Origin of the sequence: Pseudomonas sp. D1HM (genome assembly GCF_019266105.1) — a bacterium.
Lineage (GTDB): Bacteria > Pseudomonadota > Gammaproteobacteria > Pseudomonadales > Pseudomonadaceae > Aquipseudomonas > Aquipseudomonas taetrolens.
The window spans coordinates 14,295-34,062 of the sequence record NZ_LRMN01000017.1 but is presented as its reverse complement, the minus strand read 5'-3'; the positions used below and the strand labels follow the sequence as shown (position 1 = coordinate 34,062).

General features: G+C 59.2%; 21 protein-coding genes. 16 read left to right on the top strand and 5 right to left on the bottom strand.

What is annotated here, in order from left to right:
* Nucleotides 1-456: 456 nt before the first annotated feature.
* From AWM69_RS17595 to rpmE, 3 genes are all read right to left on the bottom strand, one after another.
* A complete protein-coding gene (locus tag AWM69_RS17595; RefSeq protein WP_048384043.1) occupies nt 457-1,725 on the bottom strand; it encodes a malic enzyme-like NAD(P)-binding protein in 1,269 nt (422 codons plus the stop codon).
* A 180-nt stretch (nt 1,726-1,905) separates the two neighbouring features.
* Complete coding sequence (locus AWM69_RS17590; protein ID WP_218727738.1) at nt 1,906-2,733, bottom strand: thermonuclease family protein; 828 nt, start codon at nt 2,731-2,733, stop codon at nt 1,906-1,908.
* A 5-nt stretch (nt 2,734-2,738) separates the two neighbouring features.
* A complete protein-coding gene (gene rpmE, locus AWM69_RS17585) occupies nt 2,739-2,966 on the bottom strand; it encodes a 50S ribosomal protein L31 (protein WP_048384046.1) in 228 nt (75 codons plus the stop codon).
* A gap of 219 nt (nt 2,967-3,185) precedes the next feature.
* Between rpmE and AWM69_RS17580 the strand changes: the two genes are divergently transcribed.
* The 6 genes from AWM69_RS17580 to AWM69_RS17555 all read left to right on the top strand — a co-directional run bounded on the left by AWM69_RS17580 (nt 3,186) and on the right by AWM69_RS17555 (nt 10,608).
* Complete coding sequence (locus tag AWM69_RS17580) at nt 3,186-5,405, top strand: primosomal protein N' (RefSeq protein WP_218727736.1); 2,220 nt, start codon at nt 3,186-3,188, stop codon at nt 5,403-5,405.
* Nucleotides 5,406-5,569: 164 nt separating this feature from the next.
* A complete protein-coding gene (gene argS / locus AWM69_RS17575; RefSeq protein ID WP_131655319.1) occupies nt 5,570-7,306 on the top strand; it encodes an arginine--tRNA ligase in 1,737 nt (578 codons plus the stop codon).
* Between the two features lies 1 nt (nt 7,307).
* Complete coding sequence (locus AWM69_RS17570; RefSeq protein WP_048384052.1) at nt 7,308-8,000, top strand: SPOR domain-containing protein; 693 nt, start codon at nt 7,308-7,310, stop codon at nt 7,998-8,000.
* Between the two features lie 156 nt (nt 8,001-8,156).
* On the top strand, nt 8,157-8,687 hold the full coding sequence (gene hslV / locus AWM69_RS17565) for an ATP-dependent protease subunit HslV (RefSeq protein ID WP_016783176.1): 531 nt from the start codon (nt 8,157-8,159) through the stop codon (nt 8,685-8,687).
* Between the two features lie 67 nt (nt 8,688-8,754).
* Complete coding sequence (hslU, locus tag AWM69_RS17560) at nt 8,755-10,089, top strand: ATP-dependent protease ATPase subunit HslU (RefSeq protein ID WP_131655320.1); 1,335 nt, start codon at nt 8,755-8,757, stop codon at nt 10,087-10,089.
* A gap of 147 nt (nt 10,090-10,236) precedes the next feature.
* Nucleotides 10,237-10,608, top strand: a complete 372-nt coding sequence (locus AWM69_RS17555) for a gamma-butyrobetaine hydroxylase-like domain-containing protein (protein ID WP_172601067.1) — start codon at nt 10,237-10,239, stop codon at nt 10,606-10,608.
* Nucleotides 10,609-10,662: 54 nt separating this feature from the next.
* On the opposite strand, the gene AWM69_RS17550 is transcribed toward AWM69_RS17555, so the two are convergent.
* Nucleotides 10,663-11,388, bottom strand: a complete 726-nt coding sequence (locus AWM69_RS17550) for a phasin family protein (protein WP_218727734.1) — start codon at nt 11,386-11,388, stop codon at nt 10,663-10,665.
* A gap of 149 nt (nt 11,389-11,537) precedes the next feature.
* On the bottom strand, nt 11,538-11,813 hold the full coding sequence (locus AWM69_RS17545) for a polyhydroxyalkanoic acid system family protein (RefSeq protein ID WP_218727732.1): 276 nt from the start codon (nt 11,811-11,813) through the stop codon (nt 11,538-11,540).
* 110 nt (nt 11,814-11,923) lie between these two features.
* On the opposite strand from AWM69_RS17545, the gene ubiE reads away from it, so the two are divergent.
* The 10 genes from ubiE (at nt 11,924) to AWM69_RS17495 (ending at nt 19,736) form a co-directional block, all read left to right on the top strand.
* Nucleotides 11,924-12,694, top strand: a complete 771-nt coding sequence (ubiE, locus tag AWM69_RS17540) for a bifunctional demethylmenaquinone methyltransferase/2-methoxy-6-polyprenyl-1,4-benzoquinol methylase UbiE (protein WP_048384063.1) — start codon at nt 11,924-11,926, stop codon at nt 12,692-12,694.
* Nucleotides 12,694-13,317, top strand: coding sequence for an SCP2 domain-containing protein (locus tag AWM69_RS17535; protein WP_218727730.1), 624 nt, complete (start codon nt 12,694-12,696; stop codon nt 13,315-13,317). The genes ubiE and AWM69_RS17535 overlap by 1 nt, the downstream gene beginning before the upstream one ends.
* Nucleotides 13,314-14,918, top strand: coding sequence for a ubiquinone biosynthesis regulatory protein kinase UbiB (gene ubiB / locus AWM69_RS17530; RefSeq protein WP_048384064.1), 1,605 nt, complete (start codon nt 13,314-13,316; stop codon nt 14,916-14,918). Before AWM69_RS17535 ends, ubiB begins: the two co-directional genes overlap by 4 nt.
* Before the next feature lie 102 nt (nt 14,919-15,020).
* Complete coding sequence (gene hisI, locus AWM69_RS17525; RefSeq protein WP_131655324.1) at nt 15,021-15,422, top strand: phosphoribosyl-AMP cyclohydrolase; 402 nt, start codon at nt 15,021-15,023, stop codon at nt 15,420-15,422.
* Nucleotides 15,415-15,747 carry a phosphoribosyl-ATP diphosphatase gene (locus AWM69_RS17520; RefSeq protein ID WP_016783168.1) on the top strand — a complete coding sequence of 111 codons (333 nt, stop codon included), beginning with the start codon at nt 15,415-15,417 and terminating at the stop codon, nt 15,745-15,747. Before hisI ends, AWM69_RS17520 begins: the two co-directional genes overlap by 8 nt.
* Before the next feature lie 23 nt (nt 15,748-15,770).
* Nucleotides 15,771-16,052 (top strand): twin-arginine translocase TatA/TatE family subunit, encoded by a 282-nt coding sequence (locus AWM69_RS17515; protein ID WP_048384068.1) that lies wholly within the window; start codon nt 15,771-15,773, stop codon nt 16,050-16,052.
* 10 nt (nt 16,053-16,062) lie between these two features.
* Nucleotides 16,063-16,467 (top strand): Sec-independent protein translocase protein TatB, encoded by a 405-nt coding sequence (tatB, locus tag AWM69_RS17510; RefSeq protein WP_131655325.1) that lies wholly within the window; start codon nt 16,063-16,065, stop codon nt 16,465-16,467.
* A gap of 4 nt (nt 16,468-16,471) precedes the next feature.
* The gene (tatC, locus tag AWM69_RS17505) at nt 16,472-17,284 is read left to right on the top strand and encodes a twin-arginine translocase subunit TatC (RefSeq protein ID WP_048384072.1); all 813 of its coding nucleotides are present in this window, start codon (nt 16,472-16,474) and stop codon (nt 17,282-17,284) included.
* On the top strand, nt 17,281-17,991 hold the full coding sequence (locus AWM69_RS17500; protein WP_218727729.1) for a 16S rRNA (uracil(1498)-N(3))-methyltransferase: 711 nt from the start codon (nt 17,281-17,283) through the stop codon (nt 17,989-17,991). Before tatC ends, AWM69_RS17500 begins: the two co-directional genes overlap by 4 nt.
* 176 nt (nt 17,992-18,167) lie before the next feature.
* Complete coding sequence (locus AWM69_RS17495; RefSeq protein WP_218727727.1) at nt 18,168-19,736, top strand: methyl-accepting chemotaxis protein; 1,569 nt, start codon at nt 18,168-18,170, stop codon at nt 19,734-19,736.
* Nucleotides 19,737-19,768: the final 32 nt, after the last annotated feature.

Below are 19,768 nucleotides of genomic sequence, written 5' to 3'. Positions count from 1 at the left end.
GGTAAAGGCAAAGGGCGTGCTGATGGCTTCATCGCCGGTAAACCCCAGTACCTGAAACTCGGATTCGGCAGCGTTGATACTCAGGCTAAAGCGCTTATGACGGTCAATCGTGGGCATCCGTGGCTCCTCAAACGTAGAGGGCACGCTTCAGAACAAAGGCGCCCACAACAAGGAGGTAAACGCTAACGGATGGGCCTAGCAGCGGATGTAGGAGACTTCTCTAATTGCCAGAAGAAGTAGATAAATCAGTACAAATTTGTTCATCCCAACAGCTGTAATGCCCGCCCTTTAAGCGAAAAAATCTCTGCAGGCGCGAGCGGTAACGCGTGTGTCCATTGGGTAAATGCAGCGATCTTTTACCCGTCGCGAGCCTATTCGCTCCGACAGGTTCTGATCGTCGCTCACAAAAAACCCCGGCACTTGCGTGCCGGGGTTTGGGGAAGACGTTCTACGGAATTAGCCGTTGAACACGTCATCCACGCTTTTCAGCGGGTAGTTCTTCGGGTACGGCAGGGTGGCGACGCCGGTCTCGATGGCCGCTTTGGCGACAGCATCGGAGATCAGGGTGATCAGGCGCACGTCCATTGGTTTCGGGATGATGTACTCACGACCGAATTCCAGCTTGATGCCGCCGTACGCGTCACACACTTCTTGCGGCACTGGCAGTTTGGCCAGTTCACGCAGTGCGTTGGCCGCCGCGATTTTCATTTCTTCGTTGATGCGCTTGGCGCGAACGTCCAGAGCACCACGGAAGATGAACGGGAAGCCCAGTACGTTGTTGACCTGGTTCGGGTAGTCCGAACGGCCAGTGGCCATGATCACATCGTCACGGGTAGCGTGCGCCAGCTCTGGAGCGATTTCCGGGTCCGGGTTCGAGCAAGCGAACACGATCGGGTTTGGCGCCATGCGCAGCAGGTTCTCAGGGCTCAGCAGGTTAGGACCCGACAGACCGACAAACACGTCAGCGCCTTCCATTGCGTCTGCCAATGTGCGTTTTTCAGTCGCGTGTGCAAACACTGCTTTGTACTGGTTCAGATCGTCACGGCCGGAGTGGATGACGCCGGTACGGTCGACCATGTAGATGTTTTCGATCGTTGCACCCATGCTCACCAGCAACTTCATGCAGGAGATGGCTGCAGCGCCGGCGCCCAGGCAAACGATCTTGGCTTCAGCCAGGGTTTTGCCAGCGATTTCCAGGGCGTTGATCATGCCGGCAGCCGTCACGATAGCGGTGCCATGCTGGTCATCGTGGAACACCGGGATGTCGCATTGCTCGATCAGCGCGCGCTCGATCTCAAAGCACTCAGGGGCTTTGATGTCTTCGAGGTTGATGCCACCGAAGGTGATGGAAATGCGTTTAACGGTGTCAATGAAGGCTTGCGGGCTTTCGGAGTCGACTTCAATGTCGAAAACATCAATACCGGCAAAGCGCTTGAACAGCACGCCTTTGCCTTCCATAACCGGCTTGGAGGCCAATGGGCCAAGGTTACCCAGGCCCAGAATCGCGGTGCCATCAGAAATCACGGCGACCAGGTTGCCTTTGCCGGTGTATTGGTAGGCAAGCTCAGGGTCGCGGGCGATTTCGCGCACTGGTTCGGCTACACCCGGGCTATAGGCCAGCGCTAGATCGCGGGCGGTAGCGGTAGGTTTGGTAAGCTCGACACTCAGTTTCCCTGGGCGGGGCTGGGCATGATATTCGAGAGCGGCGGTTTTCAAATCAGACATGTGGGCATTCCGCTTTTTTGCTGTTGGACAGACGGATCGCCGAGCATACGCGTGTCGCAAAGTCCCGACAAGACTGACCAGTCAGCAGTGTCAAGGGCTTTGCCTTAAGACTTTGGCCCAAGAGCCGCGCCCTGCAAGGGCTATAGTGTCCACAATCTTATTTTAAAATTGTCTACAATTTCACTTCGCGCCGACGTTTATCATCCCAGGATGAGTCAATGAGAGCATCCAGCGCGCCTGCCCCGACTTCAGCCCTCCGCGCCGTGAGCGATCCAGCACCCAACCACGCGCTTCAAGCTTGGAGCCCTGCAGGCGGGCAAGGTCTTGCTGATCGAAATGCTTCAATTGACTGGCTGCAATGTGCAGCACCACACCGCCCTGAAGATCGATCCAGAGGCCACCGCGATTACGCTGGACCTTGCTCACCGTGCCCCCCACTACAGCAAATCCGGAGCGGCTTATTTGCTGCGGCGCGAGCACCGGCGACTGTCGCCAAAGACCCAACCCCGCAGCCCGCGCAGTACGCTCAGCCGCTTGCTGACAGTCGAGCAGCTCGACATTCGGGGCGATTGCCACCTGATACGCCAGCCCATCGGCCAGCACCTGGGCCTCAAGGTTATTGCCATCGGCACCAAAGACATGCGCCAGCGTGCGCCCATAACGGTCTTGGGGCTGCTTGCCTGCCAACAACCCCACACGGCCATCACTTTGCGCCACAAGGCTTTGCAGCCGCTTGCGGGCGGCGTCGGCGAAGGGCTCGGCGGACTGGCCTTTTTTACCCGTCTCGGGGGCATTGAGGCCAATCATGCGCACGCTGCGGCCATCCTTGAGGCGCAACGTGTCGCCATCGACCACTTGCTGCACCCGAGCATAGGACAAGGCACCCGGCGCAGGGCACAACGGCGCGGCCAGCGCACTCGACAACCAAATCGCAGGCACAAAAAAGGCGCCCGCGAGGGACGCCTTTTTCAATAACCTGGCCAGACCAAAAGGACCGTCCAAAGTCATGCGCCTTACTCGGCGGCTTTTTTCGTTGCGCCGAAAGCACCGAAACGAGTTTTGAAGCGATCAACACGACCGCCAACGTCCAGAGTTTTTTGCTTACCGGTGTAGAACGGGTGGCACTCGTTGCATACGTCAGTCGCCAGTGCTTTGCACAGGTTGGAGCGAGTCTGGAACTTGTTGCCGCAGCTGCAAGTTACTTCGATCACTTCGTACGCTGGATGGATATCGGCTTTCATGGGGTATTCCTCAGGCTAGCGTGCCGCCACTCAACACCATTGTTGAATACCGCACGTAAATTTAGGGCGCCGATAATACCAGACCTTTACATTGACGCAAGCGGCCAAGCATGCTCCTTCACTATTCATTCATCTGTAAACGCCTGGCCTTTTAGTCCCCGACCGCGTTGTCTGCTAGGCTCCGGGCCATATTTGCCGTTCATCACTTGAGAGCCCCGCGTGCCCGACGCCATTTTGCGCCTTGCCCTGCCTTCCCCCTTGCGCCGCCTGTTTGATTACCGGGCGCCGGCCGGCGTGCTGCGCCATCAATTACAGCCTGGCATGCGCTTGCGGGTACCGTTCGGGCGGCGCGAAATGATCGGCATTCTGGTCGAGGTGGTCGATCACAGTGAAGTGCCTGCAGACAAGCTCAAACCGGCCATCGCCCTGCTCGATGCCACCCCGCCGCTGCCCGCCTCATTATTCAAGCTGTGCCTGTGGACCTCGCAGTATTACCAGCACAGCCTGGGCGACACCCTGAGCTGGGCGCTGCCCGTGCTGTTGCGCCAGGGTGAACTGGCCGAAACCCGTCAGGAACGCTTCTGGCAAATTACCCCCGGGGCCAGACTCGACGACCCGCGAATCGCCCGTGCCCCGCGCCAGCGTGAAGCCCTGGCGACCCTTGCCCAGCACCCCCATGGCGTCGCCCATCAACTGCTGAGCAAGTTGATGCTGAGCAAGGACAGCCTCGATCTGCTGCTGGCCAAAGAGCTGGTACAGGTCGAAATTCGCCGTCACGCGCCGAGCGAGCGTCACGAGCACTGGCTGGCACAACCCGAATTGCCACTCAACAGCGAACAGCGCGCAGCCTATGAAGCCATTCGCGCAGGCTTCGACAGCTTTCATGCCTTCTTGCTCGCCGGGGTCACAGGCAGCGGCAAGACCGAAGTGTACTTGCAGCTGATCCGCGAAACCCTGCTGGCCGGCAAGCAAGCGCTGGTGCTGATCCCCGAGATCAACCTGGGGCCGCAAACCCTGGCCCGCTTCGAACAGCGCTTCAATGCGCGCATCGCCCTGGTGCATTCGGCCGTCAACGACCGCGAGCGCCTTGAAAGCTGGCTCGCCGCCCGTGATGGCGAGGCCGACATTATTATTGGCACCCGCTCGGCGCTGTTCACCCCGATGAAAAACCCGGGGCTGATCATCATCGACGAAGAACATGACGGCTCTTATAAGCAGCAGGAAGGTTTGCGCTACCACGCACGGGATCTGGCGCTGGTGCGTGCACGCCAGGAAAACATCCCAATCGTGCTCGGTTCCGCCACGCCCTCGCTCGAAAGCCTGCATAACGCCTACACCGGACGCTATGGCCTGCTGCGCCTGAATGAACGTGCAGGCGGCGCCAAACAACCCCGTTTCCTGCGGCTGGATGTTAAAAGCCGTCCGCTGGACAGCGGTATTTCCGGGCCCATGCAACAAGCCATCGGCCAGACCCTCGCGGCAGGCCAGCAAGTGCTGGTGTTCCTCAACCGGCGCGGTTTCGCCCCTACGCTGCTGTGCCATGACTGCGGCTGGATGTCGGAATGCCAGCGCTGCGATGCCCGAATGACCGTTCATCAGCGCTCTGGAGAACTGCGCTGCCACCACTGCGGCTATGTCGAGCGCGTACCGCGCAATTGCCCGCAATGCGGCAAGGTCGATCTGCGACCAGTGGGCGCAGGCACCGAGCGGGCGGAAGAACGACTGGGGATTTTGTTTCCTGATTACCCCGTACTGCGGGTCGATCGCGACAGCACCTCGCGCAAGGACGCGATGAATCAGTTGTTTGCCACGATTCAAAAAGGCCAGCCGTGTATTTTGATCGGCACGCAAATGCTCGCCAAAGGCCATCACTTCCCGCGGGTGACCCTGGTTGCGATTCTGGATGCCGATGGCGGTTTGTTCTCGGGTGACTTCCGCGCCAGCGAGCGCATGGCTCAACTGATCGTCCAGGTCGCTGGCCGTGCGGGGCGCGCCGAAGAACCGGGCAAAGTGATCATCCAGACCCATCTGGCCGACCACCCGCTGCTGATTCAATTGACCGAACAAGGTTACTTCGCTTTCGCCGAGCAAGCCTTGAGCGAGCGTCGGGCGGCCGGCTTACCGCCCTTTGCGCACTTGGCACTGCTGCGCGCCGAAGCCCATAAGCCGGGTCAGGCCGAAGGCTTTCTGGACGAAGCCTGCACTGAAGCCGAACGCCTGCTAGCCGAACTTAACCTGGGCGGCATCGAGTTGCTCGGCCCGGTACCGGCCCCCATGGAGCGCCGTGCCGGGCGTTATCGTGCCCAGTTTTTACTGCAAGCCACTGCCCGGGCGCCCCTGCATCGACTGCTCAACCAATGGTTGCTGATCCTGGAGCAAATGCCCAGTGGCCGTCAGGTACGCTGGTCGCTGGACGTCGATCCGGTCGACCTTTACTAAGCTGACGCAGTCACACGTTATAAGTGAATACGTCTCACCCCATGAAGCATCGCTACCGGCTTGCGGCTTAAGGCTTGAAGCTTGCCGCCCCGTTAGCGGACAATACCCAGTTTTTCCACCTGCGCACTGAAGCGCTACCGCGCTTGCGGTCGAAAGAGAAGACCATGAAAGACACCATTCGCCAGCTGATTCAACAAGCCCTAGCTCAACTCGTCACAGAAGGTGTGTTGCCTGAAGGCCTGACGCCAGCGATTCAGGTGGAAAACGCCCGTGACAAGACTCACGGCGACTTTGCCAGCAACATCGCCATGATGCTGGCCAAGCCGGCCGGCATGAAGCCCCGCGACCTGGCTGAAAAAATCATCGCCGCGCTGCCGGCCGATGAGCAAATCAGCAAGACTGAAATCGCCGGCCCGGGCTTCCTGAACTTCTTCCAGAACACCCAGGCCCTGGCCTCGCGCCTGGACGCAGCCCTGGCCGATGCCCGCATCGGCGTCCGCAAAGCCGCTCCAGCCATGCGCACGGTCATCGACATGTCCGCGCCCAACCTGGCCAAAGAGATGCACGTCGGCCACTTGCGCTCGACCATCATTGGCGACGGCGTGGCACGCGTCCTGGAATTCCTCGGCGACGACGTTATTCGTCAAAACCACGTGGGCGACTGGGGCACCCAGTTCGGCATGCTGATGGCCTATCTGGAAGAAAACCCGATCACCAGCGACGAGCTGTCTGATCTCGAGAACTTCTACCGTGCGGCCAAGCAACGCTTCGACGAATCGCCAGAGTTTGCGGATCGCGCCCGCAGCCTGGTGGTCAAGCTGCAAGCCGGCGACGCGGACTGCCTGGCCCTGTGGACAAAGTTCAAAGACATCTCGCTGTCGCACTGCCAGAAAATCTACGAACTCTTGAACGTAAAACTGACCATGGCCGACGTGATGGGCGAAAGCGCCTACAACGACGACCTGATCAATGTGGTCAATGACCTCAAGGCCAAAGGCATGCTGGTCGAGAGCAACGGCGCCCAATGCGTGTTCCTCGACGAGTTCAAGAACGCCGAAGGCGAGCCGCTGCCCGTCATCATCGTCAAGGCCGACGGTGGCTATCTGTACGCCACTACCGACCTGGCGGCCATCCGCTATCGCAGCGGTGTATTGAAAGCCGATCGCGTCCTGTACTTCGTTGACCAGCGTCAGGCGCTGCACTTCCAGCAGGTGTTCGCCGTAGCACGCAAGGCCGGTTTCATCACCCACCCGATGGAAATGGAACACATGGGCTTCGGCACCATGAACGGTGCTGACGGCCGTCCGTTCAAGACCCGCGACGGTGGCACGGTAAAACTGATCGACCTGCTCAACGAAGCCAAAGAGCGCGCCTACACGCTGGTTAAAGAGAAAAACCCGGAGCTGGCAGAAGAAGAACTGCGCGCAATCGCCAAAGTGGTCGGCATTGGTGCCGTGAAATACGCGGACTTGTCCAAGCACCGTACCAGCGACTACAGCTTCAACTTCGACCTGATGTTGAATTTCGAAGGCAATACCGCACCGTACCTGCTGTATGCCTACACCCGTGTGGCCGGTGTTTTCCGCAAGCTGGGCAAGCGCTTCGATCAAGTAGACGGCCATATCGTGCTGGCAGCGCCGCAAGAACAAGAGCTTGCCGCCAAACTGGCTCAGTTCGGTGAAGTCCTGAACAACGTTGCAGAAAAAGGCACGCCGCACACCCTGTGCACGTACCTGTACGATGTGGCGGGCCTGTTCTCCAGCTTCTACGAGAACTGCCCGATCCTGAACGCCGAAGACGAAGCACAGAAACAAAGCCGCCTGCGCCTGGCAGCACTGGCCGGCCGTACTCTCAAGCAAGGCCTGGAACTGCTGGGCCTGGAAACTCTGGAGCGCATGTAAGTTGGCCGCCAAGAAAAAACCTGCCCCAAAGCGCGGCGCCAGCCGGTATCAGGCGCCGACCAAAAAACCGATCCCGGGTTGGCTATGGATGGCCATCGGCCTGACCGTAGGCGCCTTTATCGTTTTTTTGATGAAGCTCGAACCTGGCAAGGGCGACGACGTCAAACGGGTCAAGCAAGAGCAGCAAAAGGCTTCGCAAGTCGCTGAAGCCAATAAAACTGCGCCGAGCCCGACTCAGCCGGTCAAGCCAAAGTACGACTTCTATACGCTGCTGCCCGAGTCTGAAGTGATCGTGCCGCCAGAGGCCGTACCGGAAAAAACCCTGCCGACGCCACAAACTGCGCCACTGAAGCCAGTGACGCCTGCCGAGGCGGCAAAAATCGACACGGTCCGTGCCCAGGCCGCCCTGAATGGCCTCACTCCGCCACCTGCGCCACCAGTGGCCAAGGCGGCACCGGTGACCAAGTTCTTCCTGCAAGCGGGCTCGTTCCGCAAGCAAGCCGATGCCGACAAGGTGCGTGCGCAAATCATCCTGCTCGGCCAGTCCGCCTCGGTCGAATCGGGCACGGTGAAAGACGAAACCTGGTATCGGGTGCTGGTCGGCCCGTTCAGTAACCGCGAACAACTGACCGTGGCCCAAAAGCAATTGGCGAGTGGCGGGTTCAATAACCTGTTGCTGCAACAGCGCCGCTGACCATCACGAGCACGCTCGCGCCTGCAGGTGCGCGAGCGTGTTCACGATGACGTCCCTCCATTCATCCGCATTCCCTCCCCGCTGTTGAAATATCCGCGACAACCCCCATATGTATCTCCATCAGGCATTTTCGCCCCGCTGCGTGGAGACTCTCCCTTGACCACCATCGTTTCAGTACGCCGCCACGGCAAAGTCGTCATGGCTGGCGACGGCCAGGTTTCCCTTGGCAATACCGTGATGAAAGGCAACGCGAAAAAAGTCCGTCGTCTCTATCACGGCCAGGTTATCGCCGGTTTCGCCGGTGCCACCGCTGATGCATTTACCCTGTTCGAACGCTTTGAAGGCCAACTGGAAAAACACCAGGGCCATCTGGTTCGCGCCGCTGTCGAGTTGGCCAAAGAATGGCGTACCGACCGCTCGCTGAGCCGCCTTGAAGCCATGCTGGCCGTGGCCAACAAAGACGCGTCCTTGATCATCACCGGTAACGGTGACGTGGTTGAGCCGGAAGACGGCTTGATCGCTATGGGCTCAGGCGGTGCATTCGCTCAAGCAGCAGCCCGCGCCCTGTTGATGAAAACCGAGCTTTCGGCCCGTGAGATCGCCGAAACCGCGCTCGGCATTGCTGGCGACATCTGCGTGTTCACCAACCACAACATCACTATTGAGGAGCAGGACCTCGCCGAATAAGCCACTTGTCGGGCCCGCTGCCGGCCCCTTTGTGTACCTTGATTCAGCTAGAGGAACGCCAATTACTATGTCCATGACTCCCCGCGAAATTGTCCACGAACTCAATCGCCACATCATCGGCCAGGACGACGCCAAGCGCGCCGTTGCCATTGCTCTGCGTAACCGCTGGCGCCGGATGCAGCTGCCCGAAGAGCTGCGCGTTGAGGTCACCCCGAAAAACATCCTGATGATCGGTCCGACCGGTGTCGGCAAAACCGAAATCGCACGTCGTCTGGCCAAACTGGCCAACGCACCGTTCATCAAGGTTGAAGCCACCAAATTCACCGAAGTTGGTTACGTCGGTCGTGACGTCGAGTCGATCATTCGTGATCTGGCCGACGCCGCCATCAAGCTGCTGCGCGAGCAAGAGATCGTCAAGGTTCGCCATCGCGCCGAAGATGCCGCTGAAGAGCGCATTCTGGACGCCCTGCTGCCGCCAGCGCGCACGTTCGGCGAAGAAGCCGCCGTGCCGCAGGACTCCAACACCCGCCAGCTGTTCCGCAAGCGCCTGCGTGAAGGCCAGCTGGACGACAAGGAAATCGAAATCGAAGTCGCCGATGTGGCGGGGGTTGATATCTCCGCGCCACCTGGCATGGAAGAGATGACCAATCAGCTACAAAGCCTGTTTGCCAACATGGGCAAAGGCAAGCGCAAGAACCGCAAGCTGAAGGTCAAAGAAGCCCTGAAAATGGTGCGTGACGAAGAAGCCGGCCGCCTGGTCAATGACGAAGAACTCAAAGCCAAGGCCCTGGAAGCGGTTGAGCAACACGGCATTGTGTTTATCGATGAAATCGACAAGGTTGCCAAACGCGGTAATGTCGGCGGCGCCGATGTGTCCCGTGAAGGCGTTCAGCGCGACCTGTTGCCCTTGATCGAAGGCTGCACCGTCAACACCAAACTGGGCATGGTCAAAACCGACCACATCCTGTTTATCGCATCCGGTGCGTTCCACCTGAGCAAGCCAAGCGATCTGGTGCCTGAGCTGCAAGGCCGTCTGCCCATCCGCGTCGAACTCAAGGCACTGACACCTGAAGACTTCGAACGCATCCTCAGCGAGCCACATGCTTCGTTGACCGAGCAATACCGCGAGCTGCTGAAAACCGAAGGCCTGAACATCGAGTTCCAGCCTGAAGGGATCAAGCGCCTGGCCGAAATCGCCTGGCAGGTGAACGAAAAAACCGAGAACATCGGTGCTCGCCGCCTGCACACGCTGCTTGAGCGTTTGCTCGAAGAGGTTTCTTTCAGTGCCGGTGATATCGCCAGTGCACAAAAAGACGAGCCGATTCGCATCGACGCCGACTACGTGAACAGCCACCTGGGCGAGCTGGCCGAAAACGAAGACCTCTCGCGCTACATCTTGTAAGCCCGCGTATACACCTTGTAGCCGCTGCTGCAGGCTGCGATCGCCAACCTCGTTGGCGCAGGATCTTGAGATCACTGAAGGCCTTTGGCCTTATCGCAGCCTGCGGCAGCGGCTACAGTGTTTATGCGATGACCATAGGTTATGACCATGATTCCCAGCGCCATCAACCTGCACAAAGCCTCGAAGACCCTCACCCTCAAATACCCGTCAGGCGAAGAGTTTCATCTGCCTGCCGAGTTTCTGCGCGTGCACTCCCCCTCCGCCGAGGTTCAAGGACACGGCAAGCCGATTCTGCAATTTGGCAAAATCAATGTTGGCCTGAGCAAGGTCGAACCTGCTGGCCAGTACGCCTTGAAGTTGACCTTTGACGACGGCCACGACAGCGGCCTGTTTACCTGGGATTACCTGTATCAATTGGGCCAACGCCAGGAAGACTTGTGGGCCGACTATCTGGCCGAACTGAAAAAAGCCGGAAAATCCCGCGACCCTTCCGAATCCATCGTCAAATTGATGCTGTAACCGCACCGCAAGCCCTGCAGAAGCGCGCGGGTCGCTCCTGCAGGCACCACCGTCTCAAGAAGCTGGCGTAGCCGGTTTAACTTCAGGAGCGGTTGATGTCGGGGCGGCGGGGGCTTTTGCGGCGGTCGGCTTTTTACTCGCAGCCGGTTTTTTGGCCGCAGGCTTTTTAGCGGCTGCAGGTTTCGCGGCTGCAGGTTTGGCTGCAGCGGGTTTGGCTGCAGCGGGTTTGACCGCAGGTTTGGAGGCCGGTTTGGCAGCCGATTTAGCCGCCGGTTTGGCAGCCACTTTGGGCGCAGGTTTCGCGGCAGGTTTCGCGGCCGCTTTAACCGCCGCCCTGGCCGGAGCCGGCTTGCTGGCCGCCGTGGTTTTGGTGGCCGTCACCTTGGCAGCGGCCGCCGTCAGTTTTTCAATGTGTTTGGTGAGCGTCTCAACCTTGGCGTGCAGAGCCTTGACCTCATCACGACTCGGTACACCCATGCGCGAAATCGCGCTGCTCAGGCGCTTGTCGAAGGCTTCCTCCAATTCGCTCCATTTACCCAGCGCCAATTCTTTAACGTCTTCGACCTTGGAACGGGTGGACGTTGTCGCCTTGGGCCCTGAAGCCTTGGTCAGTTTCTCCGCCTTTTCGCCATCCTTGACCAGACTGTCAAACAGCTTGCTGCCGTCTGCGTCAATCTTTGAGTACACACCCAAGCCTGCCAGCCAGATTTTGCGTGAATACTCTTCAACCTTGCTTGCCCACGTATTGCTTTCTTTTGCAGCCGGTTTCTTAGCAGCCATCGTGTTCCCCTCAATGCGCAGTCGCGACGTCAGTGAGCCAGATCGTCGAATCATCAAGATGAACAAAATGCTCACCTGAATCAGGTGTAGACGCTAAGTCCGCTTGCTGCCAGTCGAATCAGAAGCTGACAGCAACGCTGCGTTCACCCTCAGGCCAGCGCTTTATCCAGTGAGCGCTCGATTTCAGCTTGAATCATGCCGCTCATCGCCGACATCAATAGCCCCAGCTTCACATCAACCTTGATGGTTTTTTCGCCAATCGCCAATGTGCCGTTAACCCCGGAACGCTTGAGTTTTACCGTGTCACCCGACCATTCAGGGGTCAGCCCGTACTGCCCTGCCAGCTTTTCCACCAGTGGCCTGGCTTTGTCACGTGCAGCTTCAAGGCCCAGGCTGTGGGTACGTTCAACACTGATATGTGCCATTGGTTCACTCCAGATAGATAAGGCCGTCACTATACTTACCTTCACCCTCGCCAAGACAAAGACGGCCACCGGGATTAGAATGGCCAGCATTCTCTTCTGGTGACAGCGATATGACTGATCAGCGCAAAGGCAGCGATGCCGAACCCACCACTCACTTCGGCTTCAAAAACGTACCGGAAAGCCAAAAGGCGGAAAAAGTCGCCGAGGTGTTCCATTCGGTAGCCGGTAAATATGACTTGATGAACGACGTTCTGTCGGGCGGCATGCACCGCCTGTGGAAACGCTTCACCATCGAGCTGTCTGGCGTACGCCCGGGTAACCGGGTGCTGGACATCGCGGGCGGCACCGGCGACCTGGCCCGCAAGTTTTCGCACCTGGTAGGCCCCACCGGCCAGGTCGTACTGGCCGACATCAACGCCTCCATGCTCAAGGTCGGCCGCGACCGTCTGCTGGACAAAGGCGTGGCGGGCAACATTGAGTTCGTTCAGGCCGACGCTGAAAAGCTGCCGTTCCCGGACAACCATTTCGATTGCGTGACCATTGCCTTCGGCCTGCGCAACGTGACCCATAAAGAAGACGCCCTGCGCTCCATGCTGCGCGTACTCAAGCCGGGCGGCCGTTTGTTGGTCCTGGAGTTCTCCAAGCCGACCAACGCATTGATGTCCAAAGTCTACGACGCCTATTCGTTCGCCTTTATGCCCATGGTGGGCAAGCTGATCCTCAACGACCCGGAAAGCTATCGCTACCTGGCCGAATCGATCCGCATGCACCCTAACCAGGAAACGCTGAAGTCGATGATGGTCGAGGCCGGCTTTGACCGTGTGACCTATCACAACATGACGTCAGGCATCGTCGCGCTGCACCGCGGCATCAAGCCCTGATGTTGCTCAGTGGCCTTCTCGCCAGCGTCGAGGGCGGTATTAACCGCATCTTGCGTCTGGACAGCACTGCTTTGGCGCGCTTGCAGCCCTTGACCGGCAAAGTGATTGCGGTCGAATGCGCGAGCCCGACCCTGCACCTGTTTATCATGCCTGGCGATGAAGGCCTGCTGCTGGCTGCCCACTGGGCGGCCGACGCTGATTGCACGCTGCGGGCCCCCGCGTCCAGTTTGATGCGCCTGGCACTGAGCAAAGACAAAAGCACCCTGCTGCACAGTCCCGAGGTCGAGCTCGAAGGCGACAGCGCCGTGCTGATGGAACTGGCGGCAGTGCTGCAAGACCTGGAGCTGGACTGGGAGTACCAACTCTCGCGCTGGATCGGTCCGGTGGCCACGGCATTGATCGGCGGCCATCTGCGCAGCCGCGCCAACTGGTATCAGCAGGGGTTCGCCAGCCTCAACCAGAACCTGGCCGAATACCTGAGCGAAGAAGCCCGCACGCTGGTCGGTGAAAACGAAGCGCAAGCGCGCTTTGACGAACTCGACCAGCTCAAACTCGATCTGGATCGCCTTGAGGCGCGCTTTGAGCGCCTTTCCCGATCCCTCAATTCCAGCGATAACGCATGAAGCTGCTTGCCATACGCCGTTTGTTTCGTATCCAGCGCGTCGTCATTCGCTACCGCCTTGATGATTTGCTGTTTGCCCTGCCTTTACCCTGGTGGATGCTCTCACTGCGCTATGCGCTGCCGTGGCGCTGGTTTCCCCGTAAAAAGCTGGAGCTGAGCCGGGGCGCAGCCCTGCGTCTGGCACTGCAGGATCTGGGGCCGATTTTCATCAAGTTCGGGCAAATCCTGTCCACGCGCCGCGACTTGCTGCCTGCCGATATCGCTGATGAGCTGATGCTGTTGCAAGACCGCGTGCCGCCGTTCGATCCGCAGTTGGCGGTCAAGCTGATTGAAGAACAGCTGGGGGCAACGATCAACGACGTGTTCAGCCGTTTTGACATCGAACCGCTGGCGTCAGCCTCGGTTGCCCAGGTGCACTCGGCCAAGCTCAAGACCGGCGAAGAAGTGGTGGTCAAGGTCGTGCGTCCGGGCCTCAAACCGATCATCGGCTCTGACCTGGCGTGGCTGTTCATTCTGGCCAAAACCGCCGAGCGCCTGAGTGCCGATGCGCGTTTGTTGCACCCGGTGGACGTCGTCAGCGACTACGAAAAAACCATCTACGACGAGCTCGACCTGCTGCGCGAGGCTGCCAACGCCAGCCAGCTCAAGCGTAACTTCGAAGGTTCTCCGCTGCTCTACGTCCCCCAGATTTACTGGGACTGGTGCCGCCCCAAAGTCCTGGTCATGGAGCGTATCTACGGGGTCCAGGTCACCGATCTGGCCACCCTTGCCGACCAGCGCACAGACATGAAGCTGCTGGCCGAGCGCGGGGTAGAGATTTTCTTCACCCAAGTCTTCCGTGACAGCTTCTTTCACGCCGACATGCACCCGGGCAACATCTTCGTCAGCACCGTAAGCCCGTGGAGCCCGCAGTACATCGCCATCGACTGCGGCATCGTGGGCAGCCTGACCCCCGAAGACCAGGACTACCTCGCCCGCAACCTGTTCGCCTTTTTCAAGCGTGATTACCGGCGTGTGGCTCAGTTGCATATCGATTCGGGCTGGGTGCCGGCGCACACCAAGCTCAACGAGTTTGAAGCAGCGATCCGTACCGTGTGCGAGCCGATATTCGAAAAACCGCTGAAAGAAATCTCCTTCGGCCAGGTGCTGATGCGTTTGTTCCAGACTGCACGACGCTTCAACATGGAAGTCCAGCCGCAGCTGGTTCTGTTGCAAAAAACCCTGCTCAACATTGAAGGCCTGGGCCGCCAGCTGTACCCCGACCTCGATCTGTGGAGCACGGCCCAACCGTTCCTTGAACGCTGGATGCGTGAACGCGTCAGCCCCAAAACGTTGCTGCGCAACCTGCATAGCCAGGTCGAGCAAATCCCGCATCTGGCCGGTATGACCCGCGATCTGCTGGAGCGCATGTCACAACCTCACGCCAAAAATCAGCAACTGATCGTGCGCGAGCCCAAGGATGGGTGGTTCCTGCGCTTGCTGGGGGCCGGGCATCTGGCCGCGGGGGCCCTGCTGGCCAGTGTCGGCCCGCTGCACACCGCCGGCTATTGGCCGGCCGGGATCCTGCTGGCCGTAGGCTTGTACCTGATCGTGCGCCGATAAATGGCAACTCCGCAGGAGTTCTAGCCACTGTGGGGTGAGGCTGGCAAACTATGAAATCGCCGGCCTGAGCCATAAGGCCAAGAGCCGTTGTTGGAGTCAAACATGAAAGACTGGCTGGACGAGATCAAATGGGACAGCGACGGCCTGGTGCCGGCGATTGCCCAAGACCACAAAACCGGGCGCGTCCTGATGATGGCCTGGATGAACCGCGAAGCGCTGGCCCTGACGGCTGCAGAAAACCGTGCCATCTACTGGTCACGTTCGCGTGGCAAACTGTGGCGCAAGGGTGAAGAGTCCGGCCATGTGCAAAAACTGCATGAAATGCGCCTGGACTGTGACGCCGACGTCATCATCCTGATGGTTGAGCAAGTCGGTGACATCGCCTGCCATACCGGTCGTCAGAGCTGCTTCTACCGCGTCTATGAAAACGCCGCGTGGAAAACAGTAGACCCGGTGCTTAAAGATCCACATGCCATTTATAACGCAGGACATTCCCATGACTGACACCTTGAGCCGCGTCGCCCAAGTGCTTGAGGCACGCAAAGGCGCCACGCCAGACAGCTCCTATGTCGCCAGCCTTTACCACAAAGGCCTGAACAAGATACTGGAGAAGGTCGGGGAAGAGTCGATCGAGACCATCATCGCAGCCAAGGACGCCGCCATCAGCGGTGACTGCAGCGATGTCATCTACGAAACGGCAGACCTGTGGTTCCACAGCATGATCATGCTCGCTCAACTGGGCCAGCATCCACAGGCAGTGCTGGATGAACTCGAACGCCGCATCGGCACCTCCGGCCACGTGGAAAAAGCCTCGCGGCCTTCCGCCTAAACCTCTTCGCTAAGGAGCTCATCATGGGCATTTTTGACTGGAAACACTGGGTCGTCATTCTGATCGTCGTGGTCCTGGTTTTCGGCACCAAAAAACTGAAAAACCTGGGTACTGACGTCGGTGAATCGATCAAAGGCTTTCGCAAGGCCATGAACGACGACGAAAAACCCGCTGAACCCGTGGTTCCGCCTGCACAGCCCACCGCTGCGCCACAACAGCCACACACCACTTCGACCTTGAACGAGCCGCACACGATTGACGTGCAGGCACAAAAAGTCGAAGAGCCGACCCGCAAAGACGTGTGAGCCAAAACTAATGTTCGGTATCAGCTTCAGTGAACTGCTGCTCGTCGGCCTCGTGGCCCTGCTGGTGCTCGGTCCAGAGCGCTTGCCAGGCGCTGCGCGAACTGCGGGGCTGTGGATCGGGCGCTTGAAACGCAGTTTCAATGCGATCAAACAGGAAGTTGAACGTGAAATCGGCGCTGACGAAATTCGTCGGCAGCTGCACAACGAACACATCATGTCGATGGAAGAGGAAGCCAAGAAGATCCTGGCGCCTCTGCACGATGTCGTAAAGCCGCCAGTCACGCCGCCAGTTGCCCCTGCAGCTGCGGTCGAGCCGGCCAGCCCTGCGCCCGTGAGCCTGACCAAGCCCCCATCCGACCCTGCGCCTCAACCGGCAGCGCCACACGACTCAACCCTGCCACCGCGAGCCCCTTAAGCGCATGAGCGACATCCCCAGAAACGAGAAGCCCGAAGACGACCAGCCAATGCCGCTGGTTTCGCACTTGACTGAACTGCGTACCCGTCTATTGCGCTGCATCGCGGCAATTTTCCTGATCTTCGCCGGATTGTTCGCCTTCACGCAGCAGATCTACACCCTGGTTTCCACACCATTGCGTGAATATCTTCCCGTGGGTGCCACGATGATCGCCACTGACGTGGCTTCGCCGTTCCTCACCCCGCTCAAGCTGACCATGATGGTTTCGCTGTTTATTGCGATCCCGGTGATCCTGCACCAGATCTGGGGTTTTATCGCCCCGGGCCTGTACAAGCACGAAAAGCGCATTGCCGTACCGTTGCTGGTTTCCAGCATTTTCCTGTTCTATGCCGGCATGGCCTTTGCCTACTTCCTGGTGTTCCCGCTGGTGTTCAAGTTCTTCGCCGCGGCAACCCCTGAAGGGGTCTCGATGATGACCGACATCAGCAGCTACCTCGATTTCGTCATGACCCTCTTTTTTGCGTTCGGCGTGGCCTTTGAGATCCCGGTCGCAGTGGTTCTGCTGGTGTGGATCGGCATTGTCGATGTCAAATACCTGCGCAAGATCCGACCGTACGTGATCATCGGCTGCTTCGTGATCGGCATGATCCTGACCCCGCCGGACATCTTTTCCCAGACCCTGCTGGCGATCCCGATGTGGATGCTGTTTGAAATCGGCATTCTGTTTGGCAGCTTGATCAGCAAGCGTGGCGACCACCCTGACGATCAACCGGCTGACAGCGACAACAATGCCCAACCGCCAGCGCCACACGCGTGAACCTGCTGCTCCTCGAAGAGGCTGATTTCATCGCAGCCGACCGCGTGATCCTGCGCGATCGGCGCCTGACTCACATGCAGGAGGTTCACCGGGCCGCCATTGGCGACAATCTGCGGGTGGGCCGTATCGGCGGGTTGATGGGCAGTGCCGAACTGGTACGCCTTGAACCCCGGGAAGCCGAGCTTAAAATCCTCAGCCTTGACCAGCCACCGCCGGAAAAACTGCCCCTCACGCTGTTGCTCGCCCTGCCGCGCCCAAAAATGCTGCGCCGGGTTCTGCAAACCGTAGCGTCAATGGGCGTGCCTAAAGTGGTGCTGGTAAACAGTTACCGGGTCGAGAAGAGTTTCTGGCAAACCCCGTTCCTGGAGCCCGAAGCCATTCGTGAACAGTTGATTCTGGGCCTGGAACAGTCACGCGACAGCGTATTGCCTGAGATCATGATCGAAAAACGCTTCAAACCGTTCGTCGAAGACCGACTGCCAGCTATGGTGGAAGGCACACGGGGCTTGGTTGGCCATCCTGGTGATTACCCGGCCTGCCCCCGCGGGCTGACTGAGCCCGTGACGCTGGCCATCGGCCCTGAAGGCGGCTGGATCCCTTATGAAATCGATCTGCTGGCCAAGGCAGGCTTGCAGCCGGTTCAACTGGGTGCTCGCATCCTGAGGGTTGAAACCGCCGTTACCGCCCTGCTCGCCCGCCTGTTCTAGCCCACCCGGAATCTGTAGCTGCTGCCGCAGGGTGCGATGCATGCCGCAACGGCTACATTTGACCTGCGTCACACATTCCGTCACTGCTCTACAGTTCCTGCCTGCCGCGCCGATGCCCTGATACCCCATTAAAGACCGAAAAGCACAGGCGATCGGGTCATTTCAGGAGCATCATCATGTACCGCTGGCTGGCTCAATTACTCGGCAACATAAGTGTCAATCGTAAGCTCAGCCTGGGCTTCGGCCTGGTATTGCTATTGACCTTGCTGATCACCGCAACCGGCTGGAATGGCCTGGCGTCAGTGATCGACCGGGGCAACAAGCTGGCGTCCATATCGACCATCACGGCCCTGACCAAAGACCTGCGCATTGCCCGTTTTACCTATGAGCGACAACCCACACCCGACACGCAACGCGAAGTGAATAACCGCCTGGGCGAGTTGGATGCCGCACTGGAAGTGTCGCGTAAACAACTGGTCACACCTGAAGATATCGTGCTGGTGCAACAGCAACTGAACGCGGTCACCGCCTACCGCCGCGCTTTTGCCGACATGCTCCAGGGCACGCAAAACCATGACCAAGCGCTGGAACGCATGCATCAGCAGGGCAATGTCCTGATTGACCTGAGCCAGAAGCTTTCGTCGTTGCAACTGGTTAAGCGCGACCAGGACAGCCAGCAAGCCAAGACCCTGCTGATCAGTTGTGCCGCGCTGGCGCTGCTGATCGGAATCATGGCCGCCTGGGCCATTACCCGCCAGATCGTCATCCCGCTGCAGCGCACGCTGAAGAGCGTTGAGTACATTGCCGCAGGCGATCTTACCCATAACACCCAAACCCACCGCAGCGACGAGCTGGGCCAGCTACAGCAGGCCATTCAGCGCATGACCGAGCGCTTGCGCGAACTGGTGGGCGGAATCAGCGATGGCATCACTCAAATTGCCAGTGCCGCCGAAGAGCTGTCAGCGGTCACCGAGCAAACCAGTGCCGGGGTAAATAGTCAGAAAGTCGAAACCGATCAGGTGGCGACCGCCATGCACGAAATGGCCGCAACCGTACAGGAAGTGGCCCGTAACGCAGAAGAGGCCCGCGAAGCTGCATTCGCTGCCGACCAGCAAGCGCGTGAAGGCGACAGGGTCGTCGGTGAAGCCATCGCCCAAATTGAACAACTGGCGCTGGAAGTGGGCCATTCAACCGAGGCCATGGGTCATCTCAAGCGTGAAAGCGACAAGATTGGCAGCGTGCTCGACGTGATCAAATCGGTCGCCCAGCAAACCAACCTGCTGGCGCTCAACGCAGCGATCGAAGCGGCACGGGCCGGCGAAGCGGGTCGGGGTTTTGCCGTGGTAGCCGACGAAGTACGGAGCCTGGCGCAACGCACCCAAAAGTCCACCGAAGAGATTGAAGAGCTGATCGCCGGCCTGCAAAGCGGCACCCTGCAAGTGTCCAGCAGTATGGACAGCAGTCGTCTGCTGACCGACAACAGCGTCGAGCTCACCCGTCGCGCAGGCGAGTCGCTGGGCAACATCACCCGCACCGTATCGACCATTCAGGGGATGAACCAGCAAATCGCGGCGGCTGCCGAGCAACAAAGTGCGGTAGCGGAAGAGATCAACCGCAGTGTGATTAACGTGCGTGACGTATCAGAACAGACCGCTGCTGCCAGCGAAGAAACCGCAGCGTCCAGTATCGAACTGGCTCGACTGGGTACGCATTTGCAGACGCTGGTGGGGCGTTTCAAGGTTTGATCATCACCTTGTAGGCGCGAGCAGGCTCGCGC